This window comes from Parvimonas parva (assembly GCF_045866535.1).
Classification (GTDB): Bacteria; Bacillota; Clostridia; order Tissierellales; family Peptoniphilaceae; genus Parvimonas; species Parvimonas parva.
Window position 1 is genome coordinate 532137 of the sequence record NZ_AP038371.1, and the last position, 19222, is coordinate 551358.

13 protein-coding genes, 10 tRNA genes and 4 rRNA genes are annotated in these 19222 nt (G+C 33.7%); all 27 read left to right on the forward strand.

Translation table 11 applies throughout. The annotated features are described in order from the left end of the window. Positions 1–68: 68 nt before the first annotated feature. The 27 genes from ACKTSI_RS02785 (at position 69) to ACKTSI_RS02915 (ending at position 19217) form a co-directional block, all read left to right on the forward strand. Positions 69–407: a hypothetical protein gene (locus ACKTSI_RS02785; protein ID WP_068473670.1), complete on the forward strand. Its 339-nt coding sequence runs from the start codon at positions 69–71 to the stop codon at positions 405–407. Beyond that, complete coding sequence (locus ACKTSI_RS02790) at positions 385–867, forward strand: hypothetical protein (protein ID WP_068473668.1); 483 nt, start codon at positions 385–387, stop codon at positions 865–867. The genes ACKTSI_RS02785 and ACKTSI_RS02790 overlap by 23 nt, the downstream gene beginning before the upstream one ends. A 326-nt stretch (positions 868–1193) precedes the next feature. Next, complete coding sequence (locus ACKTSI_RS02795) at positions 1194–1520, forward strand: hypothetical protein (protein ID WP_068473665.1); 327 nt, start codon at positions 1194–1196, stop codon at positions 1518–1520. Continuing rightward, a complete protein-coding gene (locus ACKTSI_RS02800) occupies positions 1510–2550 on the forward strand; it encodes a V-type ATPase subunit (protein ID WP_407863056.1) in 1041 nt (346 codons plus the stop codon). Before ACKTSI_RS02795 ends, ACKTSI_RS02800 begins: the two co-directional genes overlap by 11 nt. Positions 2551–2568: 18 nt before the next feature. Beyond that, positions 2569–4554: a V-type ATP synthase subunit I gene (locus ACKTSI_RS02805; protein WP_407863057.1), complete on the forward strand. Its 1986-nt coding sequence runs from the start codon at positions 2569–2571 to the stop codon at positions 4552–4554. Positions 4555–4564: 10 nt separating this feature from the next. Beyond that, a complete protein-coding gene (locus ACKTSI_RS02810; protein ID WP_068473656.1) occupies positions 4565–4987 on the forward strand; it encodes an ATP synthase subunit C in 423 nt (140 codons plus the stop codon). Positions 4988–4996: 9 nt separating this feature from the next. Continuing rightward, the gene (locus tag ACKTSI_RS02815; RefSeq protein WP_068473652.1) at positions 4997–5305 is read left to right on the forward strand and encodes a V-type ATP synthase subunit F; all 309 of its coding nucleotides are present in this window, start codon (positions 4997–4999) and stop codon (positions 5303–5305) included. 10 nt (positions 5306–5315) lie between these two features. Further along, positions 5316–5918 carry a hypothetical protein gene (locus ACKTSI_RS02820; RefSeq protein WP_407863058.1) on the forward strand — a complete coding sequence of 201 codons (603 nt, stop codon included), beginning with the start codon at positions 5316–5318 and terminating at the stop codon, positions 5916–5918. Between the two features lie 18 nt (positions 5919–5936). Then, entirely contained in the window at positions 5937–7712 is a 1776-nt protein-coding gene (locus ACKTSI_RS02825) for a V-type ATP synthase subunit A (protein ID WP_068473647.1), read from the forward strand. A 9-nt stretch (positions 7713–7721) separates the two neighbouring features. Beyond that, positions 7722–9092 (forward strand): V-type ATP synthase subunit B, encoded by a 1371-nt coding sequence (locus tag ACKTSI_RS02830; protein WP_068474027.1) that lies wholly within the window; start codon positions 7722–7724, stop codon positions 9090–9092. Between the two features lies 1 nt (position 9093). Beyond that, complete coding sequence (locus ACKTSI_RS02835; RefSeq protein ID WP_311525874.1) at positions 9094–9723, forward strand: V-type ATP synthase subunit D; 630 nt, start codon at positions 9094–9096, stop codon at positions 9721–9723. Positions 9724–9880: 157 nt separating this feature from the next. Next, positions 9881–10681, forward strand: a complete 801-nt coding sequence (locus tag ACKTSI_RS02840; protein WP_407863059.1) for an NAD(+)/NADH kinase — start codon at positions 9881–9883, stop codon at positions 10679–10681. Between the two features lie 582 nt (positions 10682–11263). Beyond that, positions 11264–12788, forward strand: a 16S ribosomal RNA gene (locus ACKTSI_RS02845). A gap of 300 nt (positions 12789–13088) precedes the next feature. Beyond that, positions 13089–13164 (forward strand) — tRNA-Ala (locus ACKTSI_RS02850). Between the two features lie 33 nt (positions 13165–13197). After that, positions 13198–16099, forward strand: a 23S ribosomal RNA gene (locus ACKTSI_RS02855). Positions 16100–16155: 56 nt separating this feature from the next. Further along, a 5S ribosomal RNA gene (gene rrf / locus ACKTSI_RS02860) occupies positions 16156–16271 on the forward strand. Positions 16272–16709: 438 nt separating this feature from the next. After that, positions 16710–16825 (forward strand): 5S ribosomal RNA (rrf, locus tag ACKTSI_RS02865). Together the 16S, 23S and 5S rRNA genes with 10 tRNA genes alongside form the textbook arrangement of a ribosomal RNA operon. Then, positions 16826–16900: transfer RNA gene (locus ACKTSI_RS02870), tRNA-Asn, on the forward strand. Between the two features lie 5 nt (positions 16901–16905). After that, positions 16906–16994 (forward strand) — tRNA-Leu (locus ACKTSI_RS02875). Between the two features lie 8 nt (positions 16995–17002). Further along, positions 17003–17077, forward strand: a tRNA-Glu gene (locus ACKTSI_RS02880). A gap of 7 nt (positions 17078–17084) precedes the next feature. Then, positions 17085–17161: transfer RNA gene (locus ACKTSI_RS02885), tRNA-Met, on the forward strand. Positions 17162–17359: 198 nt separating this feature from the next. After that, positions 17360–17435 (forward strand) — tRNA-Val (locus ACKTSI_RS02890). Between the two features lie 5 nt (positions 17436–17440). After that, positions 17441–17517 (forward strand) — tRNA-Asp (locus ACKTSI_RS02895). Positions 17518–17525: 8 nt separating this feature from the next. Then, a tRNA-Thr gene (locus tag ACKTSI_RS02900) sits at positions 17526–17601 on the forward strand. Between the two features lie 5 nt (positions 17602–17606). After that, positions 17607–17681 (forward strand) — tRNA-Gly (locus ACKTSI_RS02905). A gap of 33 nt (positions 17682–17714) precedes the next feature. After that, a tRNA-Arg gene (locus ACKTSI_RS02910) sits at positions 17715–17791 on the forward strand. A 691-nt stretch (positions 17792–18482) separates the two neighbouring features. After that, positions 18483–19217, forward strand: coding sequence for a gamma-glutamyl-gamma-aminobutyrate hydrolase family protein (locus ACKTSI_RS02915; protein WP_407863060.1), 735 nt, complete (start codon positions 18483–18485; stop codon positions 19215–19217). Positions 19218–19222 lie beyond the last annotated feature (5 nt).

The window sequence follows — 19222 nt, forward strand, 5'->3', positions numbered from 1 at the left end:
CTTTGATATAATTTAAATATATGTTATTTAATTTATAATTAATATATGCAATATTTTTTATTAATAGGATGAATAAAATTAAATTAAGAAAATTATTTGTTGGTTGTGCATTAACACTTGCAATTGTTTTATCTAATAGTAGGATAGATAACAATTTAGCTTTAAGAAAAGAAATCGTTTCCGCAAACGCAAGTGGAAGTTGGAAAAAAAGCGATGATGGTAATTTATATTATATAGATAGTTCAGGAGCTATGCAAACCGGTTGGTTACATTTAGAAAAAAAAACATATTATTTGTTTAGCTCTGGTGAAATGACTATAGGTGTTACTGTTATTGGTAAAATTGAATATTTTTTTGATGGATATGGAGAATTTAAGACAGAATATGATATTTATGAAAAAGAATAGAATTTTAAAAATAATATTAATAATTTTAGGTATAACTTTAATTTCTATATTAATTAGATATAACTATGAAGTGAATACATTGAAAAAGGATATTTTATCAAGTGAAAAAGTGAAAATTTATTTTGAAGGAAATGGTCATACCATTAACTTAAAAACGGTTGAAGAAAGAAATGAGCTTATAGATTTGATTACCGATTATAAAATTAAATTTTTTTCTAAAATTGAAGATGTAGAAAAAACTCCTCCAGCTATAAGTTTATCTTTTGATGGTAAAGAAATAGATTTTTTTATATACGAAAAAAATTCTATAGTGGATTTTCATAAAAATAAAAGTAAATATTTTTTGATTAACTTTTTGAGTGATAATATTTATGAAAAAAGTTTAATTAAAATTTATGAAAAGTTTTGTGAAAATTACAAAAAAAATTCTTATTATATTAAATTAAAAAGTAGAAATTAAATCCCATATTGTAACAAATATTTTTAAAAAACTTTAAATTTTGTGATTTAAATGCTTGATTTTATAAAAAATTGGGAGTATAATATATTTGATTTTAGAAGATATGAAAATAGTTATTGAAAAGTGAGTTTAACTATATTGTAATTTTAACAATTTAATAAAAAGTTATTGAAAGTATAATTTATTATCGCAAATTTGAAAGTGCATTTTTACGAATGCACTTTTGTTGTGGGACAAAAAGTTTGTTGGATAAAAAAATTATACTTTCTTTTAATGGAGAAAATTTACTTTTCTACTTTAAATTTTTTTGGAGAGGAGGGTTTTAAATGGAAAATTTTATTCAAAAAATATTTGATATTGATGAAAATGCTGAAAATTATCAAAGGGATTTGGAAATAAAAAAGCAAAAGCTACTTAATGATAGAAAAGAAAAACTTAAATGTATTGATGATGAATATTTTAAGGTTTTAGAGGAAGAAAAAGAAAACTTAAGTTTGCGTTTGGAATCGATAGAAAAAGAAGATTTAAAAAAACTTGAAAGTTATAATAGAAAGTCTATTGAAACTAAAAATATTTTTATGGATAAAAAGGAAACTTTGGTTAAAAATTTTGCTAATTCTATTTTAGAAAGTGGTGAGCTTTATGGGGAATAATTTTCATTCAATTAATGCTAAGATTGGCGTTTTGAGAAAGGGAATTTTAAAAGAATCTGATTATGAAAAAATTTTGTCTTTTGAACAAAGGCACGAAATAGTTGATTATTTAAAAAACAATCCTCTATATAAATATGAAATTCCTTTGTATGAAGAAAGATCTATGAGAAATAGATACGATACGGAATTTATGCTCAATAAGATTGAAGCGGATTTACTTGGCAGATTAAAATTTTTCCTTTTTGGTGAGGATAAGAAGATTATTGAAGTTATGCTTATGAAATATGAATTTAAGGATATTAAGATAATTCTTAGAAGTATCGTTGAAAATGAGAAAATAGATTTGGAAAGAGATACGATAATGTATAAGAAAAGTAAACATATTGACTATGACAAACTTGTAAATTGTGAAACTTTTCATCAGGCTTTAGAGATTTTAAAGGGTACGATTTACAAAAAGACTATTGCATCTTTAACTGATGAAGATGTTTTTAGACTGCATTTTCATGTTGAGATGAAACTTGATAGTTTGTACTTTTTATCTATGAAAAAATCTATTGATAAGTTATCGAAGTCCAGTCAAAATATTTTAAGTGATTATTTTTCGGCTTTGATAGATACGATTAATCTTCAATGGATAATTAGGGCTAAGAAGTATTATAATCTTTCGAATGAGGAAATTTATAGTTATAGTTTAAGGTTTGGTAAATATATTAAGGGAGATTTTTTAAAGGATTTAATTTATAGTGATAGTATTGAGGCCATTGTTGAGAAGATAAAGAAAACAAAATTAAGATATACTCTTGAAGATGAAAACGGAAATGCTATTGTTTCAAATAGAAATATTAAAGAATATGTTTATCTTAGCCATTTAAAGAAACTTAAAGACTATGATAATTCTATTTCTACTTTGCTTAAATTTATCATTCAATTAAATGTTCAAAATGAAAATTTAATTAGAATTGCAGAGGCTAATAAATATCAACTTGGTAAAAATGAAGTTAAAAAATATTTGATTAATATTCATTAATGGTTAGGGGGTGCAAAATTGGCTGTTGAAAAAATGAAGATGATGAATCTTGTTGCACTAAAACAAGATACTCATAGCATACTTAGAGAAATTGTTTTAAACGGTTCAATTCATATTACAAATTCCGGAAATTCTGAAAATTTCACAATGAAGTATATGGACTCACAAATTGGTATTTTCAATGACATGGGAGTTGCGGTTGATAAAATTAGACCATATCATAGAGAGAAAGTTTTTAAAAAGAGGAAGTATAAAGAGCTTTTAGACCAAATATTCAGCTTTTTTGATATTAAGGAAGAAGAAGTTACACTAGATGATTTACAAAGTCTTAATTATAGTGAAAAATTGAAATTTTTAGATGATATTTTCGAAAAATCTTCTGCTATTAAGTTAAGAGAAGATGAGAATAGAAAAAAGAGAGCGAGAATTAAAATTTTGTTAAATGCTGTTGAATATTTTTCTGATAGTGATATGAAACTTTCTGAGTTTTATAGTTTAAAACATATTAATTTTGATATGGGACAAATTTCTAAAAACTCTTGGATAAAGTTAAAGGCTAATTATGAAAATATAAATGGTTTGGTTGCTCACTTAGGAAGTAACAGTTATGGAGAAACTGTTATAATCTTTACTCCGTCAGTTTATGCAAAGGATATGAAATATTTTATTCGTTCTTTGTCTTTTGATATGATTGAACTTCCAAACTTAGATATTTCTTTTAAGGAATTTATTGTAAATAAAAAGTCTGAATTAGAGCTTTTAGAAAAAGAACAAGATGAAATTTTAAAAGAAAAGTCAGCTTTTAGAAAAAAATATTTACAAGATATTTTAGCTATGTATTATAGATATAAAATTATTGAAAAGATTGAAGAGCTTGAAGGGCATATTGCAGAGAGCAAAAATTTTATTTTGTTAAGTGCTTTCGTTCCTGAGTCAAAGGTTGAAAGTGTAAAAAATTCGGTTGAAAAAGCATCGGAAAGTTCTGCGATTTATTTTGAAGATGATACTAAAATACCTTCAAAATTTAAGATACCGACAAAGTTAAAGAATAATTTTATTTTAAAACCTTTCGAGGCTTTGGTAAAAATGTATTCAATTCCGGATTATAAGGAAATAGACCCTACACCGTTTTTTGCAATAACTTATTTGCTTTTATTTGGAATGATGTTTGGTGATGTTGGTCAAGGATTGATTTTTGTTTTAGCTGGAATGATGTTATCTAAGAAGATTGGTTCGATTGCTAAAATCATTCAAAGAATTGGATTTTCTTCTATATTTTTCGGTTTTATGTATGGTAGTGTTTTTGGAATTGAAGATTTAATTCCGGCATTTGTGATAAGACCTATGGAAGATATTGATACGATACTTGTTGCTACTATTGGACTTGGTATTTTGATGATTTTAATTGCATATTTCATCAATTTTAGAAATTTAAAAATGAGAAAAGAATTTGGAAAATTATTTTTTGATAAAAATGGTTTATCAGGATTTTTATTCTATATTTCATTTATAGCTCTTGTTTTAAATACTGTTTTATTCGAAAAGTATGTAAGTATTAATGTATCATCTATGATTACAATTTTTAGTGTTGCAGTTTTGATTATAACTTCAACTTTGATGTTTATGAAACCAAAACTTGCTCCAATGGTTAATAAATCTGAAAAAAAAGAGGAATTTTCTCCAGTTGAAAGTGGTTTTGAAATGTTTGAAACTGTAATGGGATTTTTCTCAAACACTCTTTCATTCATAAGAGTTGGAGCGTTTGCTATTAACCATGTTGGGCTTTTTATGGCTTTTCATGCTTTGGGTCAAATGTTAGGCTCAAGCATCGGAAATATATTTATGATTATTTTAGGAAATATATTCATCGTGTGTCTTGAAGGACTTATAGTTTTTATTCAAGCAATAAGATTGGAATATTATGAATTATTTAGTAAGTATTTTAACGGCGAAGGTATTAGTTATGAGCCGTTAAGAGTTGAATTACAAGGAAAAGAAATTTAGGAGGCAAATTATGAAAACAACTTTATTATTAATAACTTTAGGAATAGGAACAACAATTTTAACAGGAATTTCTTATTTAAGAAAAGGAAAGAAAACAACAAAGTCAGGATTAAAAAAGGCAATAGCGATTAATGTTTGTTCAATTTTAGCTTTATTTTTAATGGGACTTGTTCCAGATGTAGCATTTGCAGCTGAAACTGCTCAAAAGTCAACAAATTCAGCAAGTGGTTTAGGATATTTAGCGGCTGCTTTATCAACAGGTCTTGCAGCTATCGGTACAGGTATTGGTGTAGGACAAGCCGGTTCAGCAGCAATTGGTGCAGTTTCAGAAGATTCTTCAATTTTAGGAAAAACACTTATTATTCTTGGACTTGCAGAAGGTATTGCAATCTATGGTCTTATCATTTCAATAATGATTTTACAAAGAGTTTAGGAGATTTTTATGATAAGTTATCTTATATCAGATAATACAGATACACTTGTAGGAATGAGATTGGCAGGGATAACTGGAGTTGTTTTAAAGAGTAGAAAAGAGGCATTAGAAGAGTTTAACGACTGCTTGAACAATAAGGAAATTGGAATTTTGATTTTGACAGAAAAGATTTTTGACTTGATTAGTGAAGAGGTTATGGAAGTTAAATTAAAGAAAAAATTTCCTCTTATTGTTGAAATACCGGATAGAACCGGTTTGAAAAGAGATGCAAATTTCATTACTAAGTATATAAATGAATCGATAGGAATTAATATATAAGGAGCGTCTTATGATAACAATTGAAGATAAGATAGAATCTTTTAAAAGAATACTAAATGAAGAAATTTACGAAAGATATGATGAAGAATTAGAAAAAATTTCTTTAGAAACAGAAAAGCTGATTACAGAATATAAAGCTAAAAAGTATGAAGAAATTGAAAGATTAAAAAGAGATTATAGAGTAAAATTAGAAAATAAGACAGATAAAATTCATTCAAAAACTCTAAAAGAAGGTCAAGACATTATTTTAAATACAAATAAAGAAATTTATGATGAATTTTTTAAATTATTAAAAGAAGAGTTGATGTTTTCTTATGTTGATGAAAAAGGCGAAGTGTATTTAAAAAATGCTCTGGAAAATGTAAAAAAAGATGTAAAAGAAAGTGATGTTGTTTATATCTTTGAAAAAACTTTTGAAAGAGATAAAAATATTGTTAAAGATATTTTAGGAGATATTAGAGTTGAAAAAAGTTTAAATATAAAAATCGGTGGATTTGAAGTTGAAAATGAAGAAAAAACTTATAGATTAAATTATTCGCTTGATTTTCTTTTAAATACGAAATATCAAAAGATTTTATCTGAATTTAAAAAAGAAATAGGTATAAACAATTAATGTAATGGGGTGAAAGATATGTGTAATACACCTAGAATAATTGATATAAATGGTCCTGTTGTTAAAGCTTGTGGTATGGGAATCTATAAAGTTCGTGATATGGTTTTGGTTGGTAGTAAAAAATTGATCGGAGAAATTATATCTATCGATGAAGATATAGCGACTATACAAGTTTATGAAGAAACTCAAGGACTAAAGGTTGGAGAAATTATAGAAAGTACAAATGTTCCTCTATCTGTAACATTGGGGCCGGGAATTATAGGGAATATATTTGATGGTATTCAAAGACCTCTTGAAAAAATATATTCAATGACCGGAGAATTTATTGCAGAGGGGATTGGACTTGTTTCTATTGATGAAGAAAAACTTTGGGAAGTTGAAATGCTTGTAAAAGTTGGAGATAAGATATCTTCAGGACAAGTTTTTGCAACAACTCAAGAAACAAGTTTTATAAAACATAAGATTTTAGTGCCACCAACAGTAAGTGGAGAAGTAATAGAAGTTTTAGAGTCAGGAAAATATAATTTAAATACGGACTTAGTAACTATAAAAGATGAAGATGGAGAAATTCATAAATTAAAAATGTATCACAAATGGCCGGTAAGAATTCCACGTCCTGTAAATGTTAGAATGCCAATATCAAAACCTTTGATAACAGGTCAAAGAGTATTGGATATTTTCTTTCCTATAGCAAAGGGAGGAACTTCAGCATTGCCTGGTGGCTTTGGTACTGGTAAAACAATGACTCAACATCAACTTGCTAAGTGGTCTGATGCTGATATTATAGTTTATATTGGTTGTGGAGAACGTGGAAATGAGATGACTGATGTTCTTGAAGAGTTTCCAAAGTTAATTGACCCAAGAACCGGTAAACCTCTTATGGAAAGGACAATTCTTATAGCAAATACTTCCAATATGCCGGTTGCTGCTCGTGAAGCATCGGTTTATACCGGAATTACTATTGCAGAATATTATAGAGATATGGGCTACCATGTTGCTATAATGGCTGATTCAACTTCAAGATGGGCAGAGGCTTTAAGAGAAATTTCAGGCCGTCTTGAAGAAATGCCTGCTGAAGAAGGTTACCCTGCATATCTTCCTTCAAGAATTGCACAATTTTATGAAAGAGCAGGTTATGTAAGAACTCTTTCAAAAGAGGAAGGTTCAATTACTGTAATTGGTGCTGTTTCTCCTCCAGGTGGAGATTTTTCAGAACCTGTAACTGAAAATACTAAGAGATTTGTTTCTGCTTTTATAGGGCTTGATAAGAATTTGGCATATATAAGACATTATCCTGCTGTTAATTATCTTACAAGTTATAGTGGATATATTAAGTTGATTAAGGATTATTATGATGAAAGTGTATCTCCAAAACTTTTGGAATTAAGGGCAAAGATGATGGAGCTTTTATCAGAAGATGATAAGTTAAATCAAATTGTTCAATTAGTTGGAGAGGACGTTTTGCCTAATGACCAAAGAGTTGTTATAGAAATTGCAAAAGTTTTAAAAAAGGGATTTTTGCAACAAAATGCAATGCATGAAACAGATTCCTATGTTCCGTTGAAAAAACAATTTGAAATGTTAAAGGTAATAGATAATTTGTATAGTAATTCAATTTTGGCAGTAAAGGAACAAGTTGCACTTGCTAAAATAAAAAATGATGATTTGTTTGAAGAAGTTATAAAGATGAAATACAATATTCCAAATGAAAATTATGAAAAAGCATTTGAAATTTTAAATTCAAAAATAAATAATTATTATACTGCTTTGATAGAAGAAAATCAGGGAGAGTAGGTGAGAATTATGCAAAGACAATATTTAAAACTTGAAAAAATAGATGGTCCTTTGATTGTACTTAAAGGGGTTGATAATGTTAGTTATGATGAGATGATGGAAATTGTAATTGATGGGAAAGAAAAGAGGAGAGCTAAAGTTGTTCGTATTCAAGGAGATAAAGTTATAGCTCAAGTTTTTGAAGGAACAACAGGTATTTCAACTCAAAATTCAGCAGTTACTTTTACAGGAACACCACTTGAAATTTCTTTAAGCAAAGAAATCTTAGGAAGAACTTTTAATGGAGTTGGAGAACCTATTGACAACGGAGATGCTATTATTTCAGATAAAAAATATAATGTAAACGGAAGACCGATGAATCCCGTTGCAAGAGAGTATCCAAGAGATTATCTTGAAACCGGTATTTCTGCTATTGATAGCTTAACAACTTTGATTAGAGGGCAAAAATTACCTATTTTTTCTTCTAATGGATTAACACACAATGAATTGGCAGCACAAATAGTTAGACAAGCTAAGCTTAAAAATTCAGATGAAAAATTTGCAATAGTTTTTGCGGGAATGGGAATAAAACATGATGATTATGATTTTTTCAGAACTGCATTTGAAGAATCAGGAGCATCATCAAGAGTTGTTTCATATATAAATTTAGCTGATGCACCGATAGTTGAAAGAATTTCAACTCCAAGAACTGCTTTAACTGCTGCTGAATATCTTGCATTTGAAGAAGGAATGCATATTTTGGTAGTTATGACTGATATTACAAGTTATGCAGAGGCTTTAAGAGAAATTTCTTCTGCAAGAGAAGAAGTTCCAAGTAGAAAGGGCTATCCTGGATATTTGTATTCAGACCTTTCAACTTTATATGAAAGAGCCGGAATGGTAAAAGGAAAAAAAGGTTCAATTACATTGATTCCGATTTTAACAATGCCAAATGATGATATAACTCACCCTATTCCTGACCTTACAGGATTTATTACTGAAGGACAAATTGTTCTTTCAAGAGATTTGTTTCAAAAGAATATTTATCCACCTATAAATATTTTACCTTCATTATCAAGACTTATGAAAGACGGTATAGGTGCAGGTTTTACAAGGGAAGACCACGACCAAGTTCAATCTCAACTATTTGCTCTTTATTCAAGGGTTATTGAAGTTCGTTCATTATCACAAATAATTGGGGAGGACGATTTAACTCAAATAGATAAAATATATATGGAATTCGGTAGACAGTTTGAACAGAGATTTTTAAGTCAAGATTTTGATGAGTCCAGGACTATTGAAGAATCTTTGGATATTGCTTGGGATTTATTTAAATTATTCCCTAAAATTGAGCTTGATAGGTTGGAAAGTAAATATATGGAAAAGTATGGAAGGTGGTAATATGATTCAAAATATTGCACCTACAAAGTCAAATTTGTTAAAGACAAAAGAAAATCTAAAACTTTCTAAAGTTGGATACAATCTTATAGATAAAAAAAGGACTGTATTAATAAAAGAAATGATGCAACAAATTGAAAAGGCAAAAGAAATTCAAGAAGATGTTAGAGTTTTGTTTGAAAAAGCATATTTAGTTTTACAAGAGGCTAACATTACTATGGGAGTTATGAATGTTCAAGATATTTCTTTATCTATAGACAAGTCTGAAAATTTTGAAATTTCTTATAAATCAGTTATGGGACTTGATGTGCCAAGTGTAAAATATGAGCATGGAACATTAAGGCCTCACTATGGAATGTATATGACAAGTCCGGCTATTGATGAGGCAATAAAAATGTTTCAAAAAATAAAAAGACTTACTTATAGACTTGCTGAAACTGAAAATACTGTTTATAAGTTATCTATTGAGATAAAGAAAAATCAAAAAAGAGCAAATGCTCTTGATAAAATTCAAATTCCAAACCTCGAAGAAACTGAAAAATATATTGCAGAAGTTCTTGAAGAAAAAGAAAGAGAAGATTTTTATAGACTTAAAAAAATTAAAAAGAAAAAAAGTGTTCAAAATGGAGCGTAAGCTCCTTTTTTCTTGCGAATATATATTTATTGTGTTAAAATAAATATGAATTTACAATTCTTGTGTAAAAGAATATTTATTTCATCATATTTACCACTTTAAATTTATCAAAATGGAAATATGTTAAAATATTTTTGTAAGGATATAAGGTGAAATTATGAAAAGATTAGTTAATATATTTTTTAATGATAATATAAAATCATTAGAGGCTTTTATTAGGACAAAAGAACTTTTTGAAAAAAAAGGATTTGAAGTTTTCCAAACTTTTAGAGATGATGCAGAGTTAAGTATCTGTATAGGTGGGGACGGTTCGTTTATAAGGGGTGTACATAATTCCGACTTTCCAAAAGTACCTTTTGTTGGGATAAATACGGGTACTCTTGGTTTTTTTCAAGAGATTAGTTTTGATAAAATCGAAAAATTTATAGATGATTATATAGAAAAGAGATATATAGTTGAAAAAATTAGACTTTTAGAATGTAATTTAAAAACAAATGATATGATTTTTTCTAATAAATGCTTGAATGATTTTGTTATAAAGTCGAATAGTTCGGAAATTATACATTTGGAAGTATATATTGATGGAAATCACTTAGAAACTTTTGCCGGAGATGGACTTATAATTTCCACGCCTTCAGGTAGCACAGCTTATAATATGTCTGCAGGGGGAAGTATAATGTATCCAACTTTAAAGGGATTTCAATTAACTCCTTTAGCGCCGATTTTTTCAAAAGTATATAGGACGATTTCAAACTCAATAGTAATACCGAATACGTCAACATTGAAAATTGTTCCATTAGAAAATCAACATAAGAAAATAAGTTTTGTTGCTGATGGTATTGAAAAAGGATATACAGATGTATCATATTTTGAATTTAAAAAATCACAATCAAAGCTTTACAAATTGGTATTTAATGAAAATTGGTACTGGATAAATATGAAAGACAAGTTCTTATAAGAAAAGCTTATAATATCCATAGAAAATTAATATAAGTAAATTATTGATTTATTCTGTAAATATGTTATAATTTATGTATAAAAAGCGAAAGTTAAATGTTGTTTAATGTTTACATATATTTAACGGTGAGTTTATTCAGTTGCTTTTTCATATAATGTTCCGATATAAAACAGAGGAGATGAGCCATTTATAGCTCGTCTTTTTTGTTATATTAGAAAAAATAATAGATTTAATAAAAGAATTTTAATAAAAACGATAAAAAAATTAATAAAGGATAAAAAATATGCCAAAAGAGTATTGACGGGAGGGATAAAGGCTGATATAATATTAAGGCACTTGAGGGGAGGCCTTTAAGAGTTATAGAATTAATAACTTGTTAGTAAAACTTTTTAAAAACTTTTAAAAAAACTTTAAAAAACTTTTAAAAAGGTATTGACAAGACAAAAAGTTAGTGATATAATATAGAGGTCGCAATGATAGTGACAACGAACCAAGAAAAGTAAACAGTGATAGAAACTTTGAGAGTACAAAGAAAAACAATAATTTGGTGTAACAAAAAAGTCAGCGAGAGCAGACGAACTTTTAATAGAGAGTTTGATCCTGGCTCAGGACGAACGCTGGCGGCGTGCTTAACACATGCAAGTCGAACGTGATTTTTATGGAATAGCCTTCGGGATAGGAAATAGAATGAAAGTGGCGAACGGGTGAGTAACACGTGAGCAACCTACCTTACACAGGGGGATAGCCGTTGGAAACGACGATTAATACCGCATGAGACCACAGAACCGCATGGTAAAGGGGTCAAAGATTTATCGGTGTAAGATGGGCTCGCGTCTGATTAGCTAGTTGGAAGGGTAAAGGCCTACCAAGGCGACGATCAGTAGCCGGTCTGAGAGGATGAACGGCCACATTGGAACTGAGACACGGTCCAAACTCCTACGGGAGGCAGCAGTGGGGAATATTGCACAATGGGGGAAACCCTGATGCAGCGACGCCGCGTGAGCGAAGAAGGTTTTCGAATTGTAAAGCTCTGTCCTATGAGAAGATAATGACGGTATCATAGGAGGAAGCCCCGGCTAAATACGTGCCAGCAGCCGCGGTAATACGTATGGGGCGAGCGTTGTCCGGAATTATTGGGCGTAAAGGGTACGTAGGCGGTCTATTAAGTCAGGTGTGAAAGCGTGAGGCTTAACCTCATTAAGCACTTGAAACTGATAGACTTGAGTGAAGGAGAGGAAAGTGGAATTCCTAGTGTAGCGGTGAAATGCGTAGATATTAGGAGGAATACCGGTGGCGAAGGCGACTTTCTGGACTTTTACTGACGCTCAGGTACGAAAGCGTGGGGAGCAAACAGGATTAGATACCCTGGTAGTCCACGCCGTAAACGATGAATGCTAGGTGTTGGGGGTCAAACCTCGGTGCCGAAGTTAACACATTAAGCATTCCGCCTGGGGAGTACGGTGGCAACACTGAAACTCAAAGGAATTGACGGGGACCCGCACAAGTAGCGGAGCATGTGGTTTAATTCGAAGCAACGCGAAGAACCTTACCAAGGCTTGACATATAGTTGAGTTATTGAGAAATTGATAAGTCCCTCGGGACAGCTATACAGGTGGTGCATGGTTGTCGTCAGCTCGTGTCGTGAGATGTTGGGTTAAGTCCCGCAACGAGCGCAACCCTTATCTTCAGTTACCAGCATTTTGGATGGGGACTCTGGAGAGACTGCCGATGATAAATCGGAGGAAGGTGGGGATGACGTCAAATCATCATGCCCTTTATGTCTTGGGCTACACACGTGCTACAATGGTTGGTACAACGAGAAGCGACATAGTGATGTGAAGCAAAACTCTAAAAGCCAATCTCAGTTCGGATTGTAGGCTGCAACTCGCCTACATGAAGTCGGAGTTACTAGTAATCGCGAATCAGAACGTCGCGGTGAATGCGTTCCCGGGTCTTGTACACACCGCCCGTCACACCATGGGAGTTGGCAATACCCGAAGCCGCCGATCTAACCGCAAGGAGGAAGGCGTCGAAGGTAGGGTTAATGACTGGGGTGAAGTCGTAACAAGGTAGCCGTATCGGAAGGTGCGGCTGGATCACCTCCTTTCTAAGGAGTACTAAGAACGACAGTTCAAAAAAGTAAACAATGTTTTTTATCACTGTTTTTTAAGGTTCGATTTTTTTAACCAAAAAAGCTGTAAGGCTAACTAAAAGAGAATACCAAAATGATAGTATAAAAGAATCCTAATGTTTGATTTTTATGACTGAAGATAAAGTTGTTAATAATCATTCAAGGAGAAGGGGTGCACCCAATCTATGAAATTTTAACAAAAATAAATTTTTGAAAATTTCAAAGTCGGGCACGCAAGACCCCCAAAACATTTTTTACTATCGAAAAAAATATTTTGGGGGTGTAGCTCAGTTGGGAGAGCACCTGCCTTGCAAGCAGGGGGTCAGGAGTTCGAATCTCCTCATCTCCACCAAGAAACCTGAAAATTAAAGAGTAATATATTTCTGGTCAAGCGACCAAGGGCATAAGGTGAATGCCTTGGCACTGAGAGCCGAAGAAGGACGTGATAAGCTGCGAAAAGTCTCGGGGAGGAGCAAATATCTGTTAATCCGGGAATGTCCGAATGGGGAAACCTACTTGAGCAAACCTCAAGTATCTTATTGTGAATACATAGCAATAAGAGGGGAGAGTTGGTGAACTGAAACATCTAAGTAGCCAGACGAAAAGAAAGAAAAAATTCGATTTTCAAAGTAGCGGCGAGCGAAATGGAAAGAGCCCAAATTAAGTTAAGGATAAAGATTGATAGTAGAATGGTCTGGGAAGGCCAACCGAAGAAAGTGAAAGTCTTGTAAACGAAATTGATTAATATCTGACTTAGAAAGAGTAGCATGGGACACGAGAAATCCTGTGTGAATATGGGGGGACCACCCCCTAAGGCTAAATACTACTCAGTGACCGATAGAGAATAGTACCGTGAGGGAAAGGTGAAAAGAACCCCGGGAGGGGAGTGAAATAGAACCTGAAACCTTATGCCTACAAGCAGATAGAGTCTTATAGAGAGATGATATCGTACTTTTTGTAGAACGGGCCAGCGAGTTATGGTGTGCGGCAAGGTTAAGTAATGAAGTTACGGAGCCGTAGGGAAACCGAGTCTGAATAGGGCGAATAAGTCGTATGCCATAGACCCGAAACCAGGTGATCTATCCATGAGCAGGTTGAAGTGAAAGTAAAATTTCATGGAGGACCGAACCGGGTAACGTTTAAAAGTTATCGGATGACTTGTGGATAGGGGTGAAAAGCCAATCGAACTTGGAGATAGCTGGTTCTCCTCGAAATAGCTTTAGGGCTAGCCTCAATTTAGTTTACAGGGGGTAGAGCACTGAATACCGTAGGGGTGTTAGACATTACCGAAAGTTATCAAACTCCGAATACCTGATAAATGATGATTGGGAGTCAGACTATGTGGGATAAGCTTCATAGTCAAAAGGGAAAGAGCCCAGACCACCAGCTAAGGTCCCTAAATATAGATTAAGTGGTAAAGGATGTTTTACTACTTAGACAACCAGGATGTTGGCTTAGAAGCAGCCATACATTTAAAGAGTGCGTAATAGCTCACTGGTCAAGTGGTAGAGCGCCGAAAATGAACGGGGCTAAAATCTAATACCGAAGCTGTGGACTAATGTAAATTAGTGGTAGAGGAGCATTGTGTAAGGGGTGAAGCTAAGTTGGAAGACGAAGTGGACTTTACAGAAGAGAGAATGCTGGCATGAGTAGCGAAAAGGCAGGTGAGAATCCTGCCCGTCGAAAGCCTAAGGATTCCTGAGGAAGGCTCGTCCTCTCAGGGTAAGTCGGGACCTAAGCCCAGGCTGAAAAGCGTAAGCGATGGACAACAGGTTGAGATTCCTGTACTATCTTTGAATGTTTGAGAGATGTACTGACGCAGGAGGATATGTTGAGCGTGTGAATGGTAGAGCACGTCTAAGCAAGTAGATAGAGATTAGAGGCAAATCCCTAATCTTAATATCGAGATGTGATGGGGAGCGAAAAATGAGTAGTGAAGCAACAGATTCCAAACTGCCAAGAAAAGGTACTATTGAGTGAGAAGATACCCGTACCAAAACCGACACAGGTAGGCAAGGAGAGAATCCTAAGACGCGCGGAAGAACCTTTGTTAAGGAACTCGGCAAAATGACCCCGTAACTTCGGGAGAAGGGGTACCATTAGATGTGAAATTCAAACGGATAGAGCATAGAGTGGTCGCAGAGAATAGGCCCAAGCAACTGTTTACCAAAAACACAAGTTTCTGCTAAATCGAAAGATGAAGTATAGGAGCTGACACCTGCCCGGTGCTGGAAGGTTAAGGGGAAATGTTAGAGCAATCGAAGCATAGAACTTAAGCCCCAGTAAACGGCGGCCGTAACTATAACGGTCCTAAGGTAGCGAAATTCCTTGTCGGGTAAGTTCCGACCCGCACGAAAGGTGTAATGATTTGGGCACTGTCTCAACAAAGGATCCGGTGAAATTGTAGTAGTCGTGAAGATGCGACTTACCCACGATAGGACGGAAAGACCCCGTGGAGCTTTACTGTAGGCTGGCATTGGAATTTGGTATTAAATGTACAGGATAGGTGGGAGACAAAGAAGCGAGAGCGTCAGTTTTCGTGGAGTCGTTGTTGGGATACCACCCTTTTGATACTAAATTTCTAACCTGGTACTCTGAATCGAGTACAGGGACACTGTCAGTTGGGCAGTTTGACTGGGGCGGTCGCCTCCTAAAGAGTAACGGAGGCGTTCAAAGGTTCCCTCAGAATGGATGGAAATCATTCTAAGAGTGCAAAGGCAAAAGGGAGCTTAACTGCGACACCAACAAGTGGAGCAGATAGGAAACTAGGACTTAGTGATCCGGTGGTACCGAGTGGAAGGGCCATCGCTCAACGGATAAAAGCTACCCCGGGGATAACAGGCTTATCTCCCCCAAGAGTTCACATCGACGGGGAGGTTTGGCACCTCGATGTCGGCTCGTCTCATCCTGGGGCTGGAGTAGGTCCCAAGGGTTGGGCTGTTCGCCCATTAAAGAGGCACGCGAGCTGGGTTCAGAACGTCGTGAGACAGTTCGGTCCCTATCCATCGTGGGCGTAGGAAATTTGAGAGGAGCTGTCCTTAGTACGAGAGGACCGGGATGGACAGACCGCTGGTGTATCAGTTATCATGCCAATGGTAATGCTGAATAGCTAAGTCTGGAAGGGATAAGTGCTGAAGGCATCTAAGCACGAAGCCCCCCTCAAGATGAGATTTCCTGTTGTAGAAATACAAGAGAGATTCGATACAGAAAATGTCGTAGATAGGTCAGAGGTGTAAAGGTGGCAACATCAAAGCTAACTGATACTAATAAATCGAAAGCTTGACCAGAAATATATACTCTTTAATTAGAGGATTTCAATGAAATATATTACAAAATAAAAAAGTATGGCTGTGATAGCTAGGAGGATATACCCGTTCCCATCTCGAACACGGAAGTCAAGCTCCTAAACGTCGAAGGTACTAATACATTTCGTATTGGAAGATTAGAAAACAGCCAAACAAACCACTCGAAAGAATGGTTTTTTGTTTATTTGAACAATTATAATTTTATATTTGTTGTATGCTACGGAAAGCTTAAGAGGATACACCTGTTCCCATCTCGAACACAGAAGTTAATGACCTAACAGCAATCTATGATTGCGTCGTAGGTCAGATGCAAAGAAACTCAATTTTTAATTATGAAATTTTTAAAAATTGTAAGTTTCGACTGCGAAAGCTCAGAGCTTGACAGTAAAATTAAATAAAAAAGTATGGCTGTGACAGCTAGGAGGATATACCCGTTCCCATCTCGAACACGGAAGTTAATGACCTAACAGCAATCTATGATTGCGTCGTAGGTCAGATGCAAAGAAACTCAATTTTTAAATATGAAATTTTTAAAAATTGTAAGTTTCGACTGCGAAAGCTCAGAGCTTAACAGCAAAATTAAATAAAAAAGTATGGTTGTGATAGCTAGGAGGATATACCCGTTCCCATCTCGAACACGGAAGTCAAGCTCCTAAACGTCGAAGGTACTAATACATTTCGTATTGGGAGATTAGAAAACAGCCAAACTCCTAGGTAGCTCAATGGTGGAGCACCCGGCTGTTAACCGGTAGGTTGTGGGTTCGAGCCCCACCCTGGGAGCCAATTGTGCCGGGGTGGCGGAACTGGCAGACGCACAGGACTTAAAATCCTGCGATGTTAACTCATCGTACCGGTTCGATTCCGGTCCTCGGCACCAATTATTTAGGCCCCATGGTCAAGCGGTTAAGACATCGCCCTTTCACGGCGGTAACCCGGGTTCGAATCCCGGTGGGGTCACCATTTATGTGGCGGAGTAGCTCAGTTGGCTAGAGCATGCGGTTCATACCCGCAGTGTCAGGGGTTCAAATCCCTTCTCCGCTACCATTTTTTTATCTTTATTAGGATATTAGGACTTATTTGGGCGCATAGCTCAGTTGGGATAAGTTGAATTCGAGATGAAACAAGACGTAGTCGAAGTTGAGTCCGAAGATACTTAGTCTAGTTTTCGTAGAAAACGAAGAACTGAGAAAACTTTGAAGATTTATAATCTTAGATTATACATATTAAATGTAGGTTATATTTGGGCGCATAGCTCAGTTGGGAGAGCATCTGCCTTACAAGCAGGGGGTCATAGGTTCGAGCCCTATTGTGCCCACCAAATACGGCCTGGTAGTTCAGTTGGTTAGAATGCTAGCCTGTCACGCTAGAGGTCGTGGGTTCGAGTCCCATCCAGGTCGCCAACAATTATGCTGGTGTAGCTCAATTGGTAGAGCAACTGACTTGTAATCAGTAGGTTAGGGGTTCAAGTCCTCCCACCAGCTCCATATATGCGGGAGTGGCTCAGTGGTAGAGCATCGCCTTGCCAAGGCGAGGGTCGCGAGTTCGAATCTCGTCTTCCGCTCCAAGAACTCAGAATTTATTCTGAGTTTTCTGTTATGTGCCATTAGCTCAGCTGGATAGAGCGTTTGGCTACGGACCAAAAGGCCAGGGGTTCGAATCCTCTATGGCACGCCAAAAGACAACTATCTTAGTATTAAGTAGTTGTTTTTTTTATATTATGCAGAACGCTATGTTCATTACATATAAATAAGTGCTGGTTAGGAGTAGTCATATAACGGTTATCTAACAGATGCCGGATTTACTTTTGGAGAATATCTTAAACTATATAGAGAAGATGTATGGAAAATTAAATTTTATCTTTTATCTATATTATTTTTTATCATTGGTGGTATATTAGGGTATTTACTGATTGAAAACTTAAAATATTCATTGATAATTGTAGGATTTTTACATATAAAAATAAGTGATTTATAAATTATTAAATTAAAATATCTTTTAATAACTAAGATTGAGGAGAGTAATATTCCTCAGTTTTTTTATTTATCATATAGATGGCACTTTAGTAATTATTTAAATTTATATAAATTTAATTTTTTGATTTAATTGGATATATTTATCTCACTGACAATTTATTAAATTTTTGTAAACTTTTAATAAGTATTATTTTTTAGTTTAACTTAATAATATTTTATTTTGAAATTCTATTTAAAAAATTATTTTTCATATTTTTGTAATGATAAATACTTATTAATGCTAATTGATAAGAAAATTTAATACATTAATTTATGAATTAAAGTTATTTTTATATTGATTTTTTTTGTTTTTGATGATATAATTGTCAAGACACTATTTTAGGAGGTATTTTATGAAACCAGTTATTGGAATTTCAGGGAGTATTTTAATTAATAAAGGTAATGCCTTTTCTGGATATAGAAGGTCTTATGTTAATCAAGACTATGTTGAAGCTGTATTAAGAGCTGGTGCTATTCCTTTTATTATACCATTCAATGAAGATTTAGAGGCTACAAGAGAAATGGTAGAAAAAGTTGATGGGATTATTTTGTCTGGAGGACATGATGTAAACCCTTATTACTACGGAGAAGACCCTATGTTAAAAATTGGAGAACTTTTTCCGGAAAGAGATGTTTTTGATATGGAACTTTATAAGACTGCTATTGAGTTAAAGAAACCGATTTTTGGTATTTGTAGAGGATATCAAATAATTAATGTGATTAACGGAGGAACTTTATATCAAGATTTATCTTATGCTGATTTTGTTAAGATTAAACATGATCAAGTAGATAATCCTACACAAGCTACTCATTTTGTAGAGCTTGAAGAAGGAACTTTCTTAAAAAATATTCTAGGTGAAAAATATAAGGTAAATAGTTTTCATCACCAAATATTAAAAGATGTTGCTCCTGGATTTAAAGTCGTTGCAAAGAGTTCTGATGGGGTTATAGAATCTATTGAAAAAATTACAGAAGATAATTTTGTAATAGGTGTTCAATGGCACCCTGAAATGTTGTCTGCAAGCAACGAAAAATCTCAAGCAATTTTCAATGCATTTGTAAAAAAAGTCATAGAATGTAAAAAATAGGAGGT